Below are 9507 nucleotides of genomic sequence, written 5' to 3'. Positions count from 1 at the left end.
CATGTAACAGTTGTGCCTTCTGGTAAGCCGGTTTTGTTTACACTTGTTTCTGGATCTGGTATGTGTCCATTGTCCACTTCTTGAGGGATTCCAGTTGGGGTGTATTTTCCACGCATTGATGAAACTGTTATATTCACTAATTTTGATGTAGAATTTCCTGCTTTATCTCTAGCTACTATCGTTACACCATACATTACATTGTCAGAATCAATTCTCGGTACTTCTCTAATACCCTCTTTGAACACAATTGTTCCAGAAGCTTGATCAAATGTTAAGAATGAAGGCATATTATTTACTTCAATAGTAGCAATTCCACTACCATTTGCATTATCTTTTGCCTCAATCTTCATAGGAGGCAATGTTTTATCTAAAGCCGTCATTTCCCAGTTTGTATGTTCTGCTGGTGTTTGAATTGTTGGATCCGTAACATCTTTTACTTTCAATGGAATTGTAACGTCTTGTTCTGAACCATCAATATATGTCACTTTTGCTTGTATTGTTTGGTCTCCATACGCCTCAGTGTTAATTAGTGTTTTGGCTTCCACTGTCGCAATTTTGGCATTTCCATTCTCACCTTGCGCATTTGTCGCAGTTACTGCTCCTTTTAACATTTCTGGAGTAACTGATGTATTTTGATTTACTTCAATTTGTGTTCCAGTCGCTGTAAAATCTTCACTTACTTTTCTCACCGTTACATTTACTGTCACTACATCTTTTGAGCCATCTGGATAAGTGATTTCTACTTCACCAGCTGTTGCGCCTGGTGTATTTACTACTGGTGGTGTTTTCCACGTTACATTTGTACCTTCTGGCAAGCCTGCTTTATCTACACTTCCATTAGGATCTGGAACTTGCCCATAACTTGTATTTTGTGGAATTGGCGTAGGATTAGTTTTCGTACTCATTGAAGATACAGTGATTTTCGCAGTTCTTTCGCTGACATTTCCTGCTTTGTCTTCTGCTCGAATATTTAAAGTAAATTCTTGGCTTGGTGTATTTTCAGGTAGTTTTTCTACAGCTTCTTTTCCTGATTTAAATTTAATTGAGTTAGTTGTACTATCATACTCTAGGTAATCAGGCAAGCCAGTCACAGTAACGTTTTTAATTCCACTTCCGTTTGCATTATCTTCTGCTCTTACTTCCATATTTGGTAAAGTTTTGTCTAAGGCAGTCATTTCCCAGTTTGTATGTTCTACTGGTGATTGAATTGTTGGTGGGGTTACGTCTTTAACTTTCAGCGGAATGTTCACTTCTTTAGTTGTTCCATCTTTGAAAGTTACTGTAGCGTTAATAGTTTGTTCACCATAGTTAGCTGTGCTGATTGTAGGTGCTGTAACTGTTGAAATCTTATCTGTTCCATTAATATTTCCATTTTTTGAAGTTGCAGTTACTTTAGCTTTTAAGTCGTCATTTGAAACTGAATCATTTTGATTTACTTCAATTAGCGTTCCAGTTACTTCGTATTCTGAGCTAAGTTCTTTTACAGTAACTTTTACATTTACTGTATCTTTCGAACCGTCTTTATAGGTTACTTCTACTACTCCGTCTTTTTCTCCAGGAGTTGTTGTTACTGGTGTTGTTTTCCAAGCGTAACTTGTTCCTTCTGGTAAGTTCGTTTGACTCACGCTTGTGCCTGCATCTGGTGTTTCACCATAATTTACTGTTTGTTTGTCTGGGTTTGCAGTAGCTTCGTATTTGGTAGTCATTGATTTCACAGTAAACGTTAATTGTGAAGTACTACTATTATTCGCATTATCTGTCACTCGAATCGTAACCGTGTGGGCTTGAGAATCTGTACCAACTGGTAATTTTGGAACTTCTTGAGTACCCTCTTTAAACTTAATGGTTTTAGTCGCATCATCATAAGTTAAGAAATCTGGTAAGTCTGTTACCGTTGTTGACTGAACACCACTTCCTCCTGTATTGTCTTCAGATGTTACTTTAATCGGAGAAAATGCTTTATCTAATGCTATTAAATCGATATTCTGACCATTCGCTGGTGTTTGAATCGTTGGAGCCGTTACATCTTTTACTTCTAAAGGAATTGTTACCGTTTCCCTTGTATCATCGAGATAGGTTACCGTTGCAGAAATTTCTTTGTTTCCTGTCTCAGCAGTACTAATTTTCCCAACTGTAGTGACAGTTTTCACCTTACTATTACCGTTTTTATTAATTGTTACAGCAGATTTTAAGTCTTGATCTGAGACAGTATCGTTTTGATTTTTGACAATTTTTGTAGCTGTAGGTTCATACTCATCACTTAGCTTACGAACTTTTACAGTAACCGTTACTTCATCTACTGAATCATCTGGATAAGTAACTTTCACCACCCCTGTTTTATCTCCAGGTCTATTCGTATCTGGTGCCGATTTCCATGTATATTGAGCATCAGTTGGTAATCCTACTGTATTTACACTAGTTTTCGGATTAGGTGTTTCTCCATGGCTCACTTCTTGAATCGTCGCATTTGCTTGTGGAGTATATTTTTCAGCCATAGTTATGCGAGTAATACTAAATGTTCGTTCACTAATATTTCCTGCATTATCTTCCACACGTAATGTTATATTACTTGTAGTTCGATTTATTCCAGATAATTTAGGAACTTCACGTTCTCCATCTTGGAAAACGATGCTACTTGTTGCTTTGTCATATTTCAAGAAACTTGGTAAGTTCATTGGAAAAATGCTTTTTATTCCACTTCCTCCAGGATTATCAGCAACTGCTACTTTAATAGGAGGCAATGTTTTATCCAATGCTGTTATTTCCCAAGTTTGATTTTGTAACGGTGTTTGAATTGTTGGAGCTGTTACGTCTTTTACTTCCAAAGGAATGTCAACTGGATCAGTGGTATTATCCAGATAAGTTACTGTCGCTTTGATTGTTTGTGAGCCTGCATACACAGTGCTTATAGGCGCTGCAGTTACTGACTTCACTTTACTAGTTCCACCGTTATTCACTGTTACTGCTGCTTTTAATCTATCATTCGTTACTGAATCATTTTGATTAACAGTAATTGTCTTCCCAGTTGGTGTATGTTCATCGCTTAATTTGCGAACTTTCACGATTACAGTTACTGTATCTGTTGAACCATCTGGATAGGTTACAGTTACGACTCCGGTTTTATCCCCAGGGCCTGTTGTCGTATTAGGCTTAGTTGCCCATCCGTATCTTGTACCTGTCGGCAGCCCATTTTTTTGAATACTTGTTCCTGCATCAGGCGCTTCCCCATAACTTACTTCTTGAATTAGAGAATTAGCAACTGCTGTATATTTTTGTGTTTGAGACTGAATATGGAAAGTAATATTTTTAGTCGCAGTATTTCCTTTTTTATCTACGGCCTTAACAGTCACTTGAATACTTGATTTACCAAGTTGGAAATTATTTGGAATAACATCATTTATTTCAATTTTTGATGTTTTTGCATTGTAAGATAATGGATTCGGTAGATTTTCAACCATTACAGAGTTACTTTCTTTCAGCCCTACTCCTTTATCATTATCTTGAGCGTGAATATTGATTTCACTAGGTAGTCCTTCTAATCTCGTTAATGTAATATTATCAGGGGCAGTAATTGTCGGTTTGATATTATCTACAATCTCAACTGGAACATTCACAGTTTTCATTAAATGGCTACCACGAAGAATTTCGATTTCTTTATGTTGTACACCTGCTGCAGAGGTATCCACAGTAGAAGAGCCACCTTTCCAACGAACCGTTAATTCGCTTGGGACTGCTGAATTATCAGAGACAGTTACGTAATTTCTCGCATCTCCTAGTTCACCAGACTGATTCTGATTAATTTTTTTATCTTGTTTTCCTAGAAAATCTAAAACTGTATAAGGTGTCGTTACGTCTTTTGTTACTCCATTGTCATAAGTTGTTGTGACTACAACATTTCTTGTTCCTGCTTCTTGCAAGTTAAACGGTGTTTTATACGTTACCTGAGCCGTTGTTGGTACTTCATGTCCTGTTTTTGATCGTACTAATTCTCTTGGATTCGTATATAATTCTTTTGAATCCCCAAAATAAGCAGTCAAACTGGAATGTTTCGCTTCTACATCATTTGTCGCATTTGTTTGAATGGTTTTAGGGTTGAATCCATCTTTAAAATGAATCGTCATTGTTGCACCATCAGCTGATACCTCAGCATGGTCAAAGTCGATATGATTCGCACGATTAACCACATTTGGATGCTCTGCTTTAAATTTTTCAATCAAAGCATTTTTTTCTGTTTCCGTTAAATGACGGACATCATCCACATAAGTTGGCGTTAAATCTCTAACAGTATTACGTTCACTTTGAGGTTTGATAGTCAAAGTATAGGTAATTGTATTTTGTTTATGTGTCCCATTTGCTCCAATTGTAATATGATAAGTACCTGGTGTTACATTTCCACCATCACCTATAGTTCCAACAAGAGCCATTTGCACTTCAGGATTATTTACATTCCAATAGTTAGCAGCAATATCTACTTCTTCTTTCTTTCCTGTTTGGAAATTTTTATAAGCTACACGTAGTTTTAAACCTTTAACTTGATTAAGACCACTTATAACTCCTACTCTTTTTACATAATACGGAGTAGGATCTTCCTCTCCACGTTTAGGGCCATTCGGATATCTTACTAATGGCTCTCCATTTCCTCTTTTACCATATGCTGTCATTACCGAGAATAGAGTATCTGAATTATAAAAAGTTAATTCTTTTTTATTTTCGTTTACTAACGCATTACTACCCTCGTATTTGTTAGCAATTGACGATATCCAAATCGCTCTAAACCCACTCTCTCCCTTACCATCAATTGGTTTTCCATTCCGTGGATCACGTTTCCCAGATTGTGCTCGAGTTACTCTATTAGCTACTTTGTTGCGGAGGCTCTTCGCTTCATTTAGAGCACCATCAACTTCACTCTCAGTGGCTTTTCCCTCAGATAAATCTGCAAATACTTGAAGAGATTTGCTTTCAGATTCACTGAATTCATAGCTGATTTCTCCTGCCAGTTGGTTAATTTCTGAAACAAGAGCCTGAACCTTAGCGATCTTTTCTGTTGAAGGATTTTTCTTTTCATCACTATCGTTTGCTTTGTCTGCTTGCTTTTCTTTTTTGTCTATGTCGTTGCTTTTCTCTTCCAGTTGAGCAAATGATTCAGACAAAGCTTGAACTTCTTTATCTATCTCATCCTGACTAGCACCTTCTTTATCCAAGACTGCTTGCGCACGCGACAAAGAGAGATTAAGATTTTCAACTGATTTAGCTGTTTTAGTCTGTAAATCAGTGTTCCTAATCTTTTCAATTAATTCATTTAAAGCAGTTTTATCCACAGCTTTGACTGGATGCTCTAAAGACTTTTCAAGAATTTTTTCTTCTGGAACATGTTCAGAAATCTTATCTGATTCTTTAACAGGATTTTCTACCTGTGGATGATTTTCCACATCGTTTGGAATCTTGTCACTATTCGGATCTTCATCTTTAACTTTAGTTGAATCATTCAGAGACGCAACCATTTCATCAGCATGAACAAGATGTGGATTCTGTATCGTCACTGCTCCGGTAGCCAAAAAAAGAGTGCACCCAAAAAGAAAATGCTTCCCTTTCTTTATCATCCGCCAATTCTTTTGATTGATTCCTTTTCGATTAAAAAACATTAAGAACTCCTTGCTTCAAATTATAAAATTACTTCTTGTATATATTATATTCTTTTATTTCCTCAGATGCAAACCTTTTCGTCATATAATATATTATTCACAAAAATTTACCATATTTTCCTAAACATTACTTCACTTAGTACTATATCGAGATTTCGTATATGCAGTAACCTAAAAAACCTTGAGCGTTACCACTCAAGGTTTTTAGCAGTCTTTTCCATCATAGGAAAATCATTCTAAGAATATTCTTTCATTCGAGATCTATCACTTATCATCTTCTTTCGAGAAATTAGTGACTGCTTTTTGCTGATTAATCTTCTTTTCTTCGACCTACATATAGGCTCAATAGAATACCGCTACCTAGAAGAACAGAGATATAATCAGATTGGCTTCCAGTTTCTGGTAATTTGTCCCCATGGTTTTCTTTAACTGTAGTTGGAACTACTGGGTTAGCATTTACTGGAGTTGCTGGTTGAGCTGGTGTTGGTACTACTGGTTGTTCTGGAACCGCTGGTACTGGTTTAACCGGTACTTCTGGTGTTGGAACAACTGGAGTTGGTTGTACTGGCACTTCTGGTGTCGGTACATTTGGTGTTGGTTGTACTGGCACTTCTGGTGTCGGTACATTTGGTGTTGGTTGTGCTGGCACAGGTTTAACCGGTACACTTGGTGTTGGTTGTGCTGGTACTGTTGGCATATCTAATTCTGGTACTTCAGTAACTTCAGGCATACCTGGTACTCCACCGTTAAATTCTGGCAATTCATGAACTTCTGGCATTCCTGGCACACCACCGTTGAATTCTGGCAATTCATGAACTGGTGGTTCTGGCATTGCAAACGTTGGTCCTTCTGGCACATTACGTGTTGGAGGAACTGGTTTGTCATTTGATGGTGTTACTGGTTTGTCTTGGCATCCACATTTTCCGTCTTTGCCGTCTCGACCATCACGTCCATCTCTACCATCTTTTCCATCTTTAATAACTGTTTTTGTCACAGTTCCATCAGAATTGATGATTGTGATTGTATGACTACCATCACCATTATCTTCAACAGAAACTTTTGGTGATTTACCATCTTTACCGTCTTTAATCACCATTTCTGTCTTACTTCCATCAGGATTAGTGATTGTTACAACGTGAGTTCCATCGTTATTATTTTTAACAGTTACAGTTGGTGAAACGCCATCTTTACCGTCTTTACCATCTTTGATAATAGATTTGTATTCACGACCATCAGAATCTACGATTGTTAATGTATGAGTTCCATCTCCGTTATCAACGATGTTCGCTTTTGGTGATTTACCATCAAAGATTGTAGTTGTAGTTTCTTTACCATCAGCACCTGTCACTTTAATAGTATGTGAACCATTGTTGTTATCAATAACTTCAAGTTTTGGTTCTTTACCATCACGAACTGTTGTTGTTGTAGTTGTTCCGTCTGAGTTCACAACTGTGATAGTGTGAGTGCCATCTCCGTTATCCACAACCTTAGCAGTTGGTGATTTACCGTCACGAACTGTGGTTTCAGAAACAGTACCATTACCGTTTTCTACACGGATAGTGTAAGTACCATCATGGTTATCTCTAACTGTTGCTACTGGTGATTTACCATCTTTAATGATTGTTTCAGTAGTTGTTCCATCACCATTTAGAACTGAGATCTTATGAGTTCCATTTTGTTCATCAGTTATAGTAACTTTTGGTGATTTACCATCACGAACTGTTGTCTCAGTTGTCACACCTTCTGGATTTGTAATAACGATTGTATGACTTCCGTCTCCGTTATCACGAACAGATGCGGTTGGAGTACGTCCGTCAACACCGTCACGTCCATTCTTAACAACAAACTCATTCTTAGTTCCGTCTGGGTTAGTAATTGTTACTGTGTGGCTTCCATCTGGGTTTTCAGTAGTTGTTGCTGTTGCAGCTTTACCATCTTTACCATCTTTGATGATAGCGTTGGTAACATTACCGTCTCCATCTGTAACTTTAACAGTATGAGTTCCGTCTCCGTTATCCGTTACTTCAACTTTTGGAGTCTTACCGTCTTTACCGTTTTTAACAACTGTTTCTTTAGTTGTTCCATCTGGATTTGTTACAGTAATTGTGTGACTTCCATCTGGATTTTCTGTTGTAGTGATATTGGCAGTTTTACCGTCTTTACCATCTTTAACTTTAGTTGTTGATTCAGAACCATCAGGGTTTCTAACAGTAATAGAGTGTGTTCCATCTCCATTGTCCGTTACATTTACAACTGGTGATTTACCGTCTGCTCCATTAGCTCCGTTTTCACCTTTTTCACCTTTTTCACCTTTGTCGCCTTTTTCACCGGCTACTCCTTGAGGTCCACGGATATTACCAATCTTGTTCCAAGAACCATTTTCTTTCTTGTAAACATCACCTGTATTGGCGTCGATATAAGTATCACCGTCTTTACCATCCTTAGCAGTTGGGGCAGTAGCTCCACTTAGTAATTCAGCACCGTTACGTCCATTTGTACCAGAAGCTCCATCTGTACCATTACGTCCATTTGTACCATTCAAGATATCACTTGTACCAATTAATTCATCCACACCTGGATCGTATTTACCGTTACCATTATTATCATAGTATGCTGTAATACGAGTACCATTTACTGGTTGTGATTCTGTTGAATCGGGAGTCGCTGGTTGTGTATGTGTTGAATCGGGAGTTGGTGGTTGAATCTCATCTGGATTATCTCCTACACTTCTCGCTCTTCTTGCACTTCTTGATGTTCCAGAAGGTTGTGAATTAGAAGTTGATCCAGCGCCTCTTCTAACTGCTTCCACCAATGCATTTAAGTCAATAAATGGTGTACGTCCATCTTTACCATTCTTACCATCTTTCACTGTAAAGGTTACTGGATCTTTACCTGGTGTTGTGATAGTTACAACAGTGCTTTGGCCATCTTGTCCACGTTGAGTAGTGATTGTAGGAGTTTGTCCATCCTGACCGGTTGCACCAGTTTCTCCCTTAGCACCATCTTGAACAAAGACTGTAGTTGGTTGTGAACCATCATGGTTATCCACCGTGATTTCTACACCTTTATGACCTTCTTCATCCTTACGAACAGCTGTTACTGTTGGAGAGACTCCGTCCACTCCGTCTTTAATAACTGCTAGAGGTTTTTCTGGGTTCAATGGTTGACCTGGATGTGCTGGATCTTCTTGGTAAACTTTAGTTTCTTTACCATCTTTTACAGTAATTAATGATTTACCATCACGTCCGTCCGCACCTTTAGCACCATCTTTAATCATTTCAGAACCTAGAAGTTCATCAGTTCCTGGAGTGTACTTACCATCATTGTTTTCATCTGTATAGAATGTCACAATTGTGTGTGATGGATTTCCGTTTTGTCCTTCGACACGAAGCAAATCAACTTTTGGAGTTTTACCGTTTAGACCATTTTCTCCGTTCTTAACATTTACTGTAACTGGATCTTTACCTGGAACAGTGAATGTAATGTCGGTACTATGACCATCTTTACCTGGAGTTACAGTTACTTCTGGAGTCTTACCATCTTCTCCACGTTCACCTTTGTCCCCTTTAGGGCCTTTGATGTTGCCTTCTTTTTCCCAGTTGCCGTTATTCTTAACGAAGACGTCGCCTGTTTCTGTATTAACGTATTTATCGCCGTCTTTACCTTGATTTGCTTCTGGGTTAACTTTGCCGTTCAAGACGTCTTTACCGTCGCGTCCATCACGTCCGTCACGACCTGCTGCGCCATCACGTCCGTCGCGTCCTGGTAAACCTTGTGCTCCGTCTTGACCATCACGACCTTGAAGTCCTTGTTCACCTTTGTCCCCTTTAGGGCCTTTGATGTTGCCTTCTTTTTCCCAGTTGCC

The 9507-nt window shown here is 38.3% G+C and carries 2 protein-coding genes; both read right to left on the bottom strand.

Annotation, left to right across the window (positions count from 1 at the left end; all coding sequences use genetic code 11):
• On the bottom strand, positions 1-5642 hold a 5642-nt coding region (locus L0P31_RS09215; RefSeq protein ID WP_238096642.1), incomplete at its 3' end, for a Rib/alpha-like domain-containing protein.
• A 310-nt stretch (positions 5643-5952) separates the two neighbouring features.
• Positions 5953-9507: collagen-flanked surface repeat-containing protein (locus L0P31_RS09210; RefSeq protein WP_238096640.1), on the bottom strand; the 3555-nt coding region annotated here is incomplete at its 5' end.

Origin of the sequence: Streptococcus mitis (genome assembly GCF_022137125.1) — a bacterium.
Classification (GTDB): Bacteria; Bacillota; Bacilli; order Lactobacillales; family Streptococcaceae; genus Streptococcus; species Streptococcus mitis_CE.
Note: the sequence above shows the minus strand (reverse complement) of the source record. Positions and strands in the feature narration are given on the sequence as shown.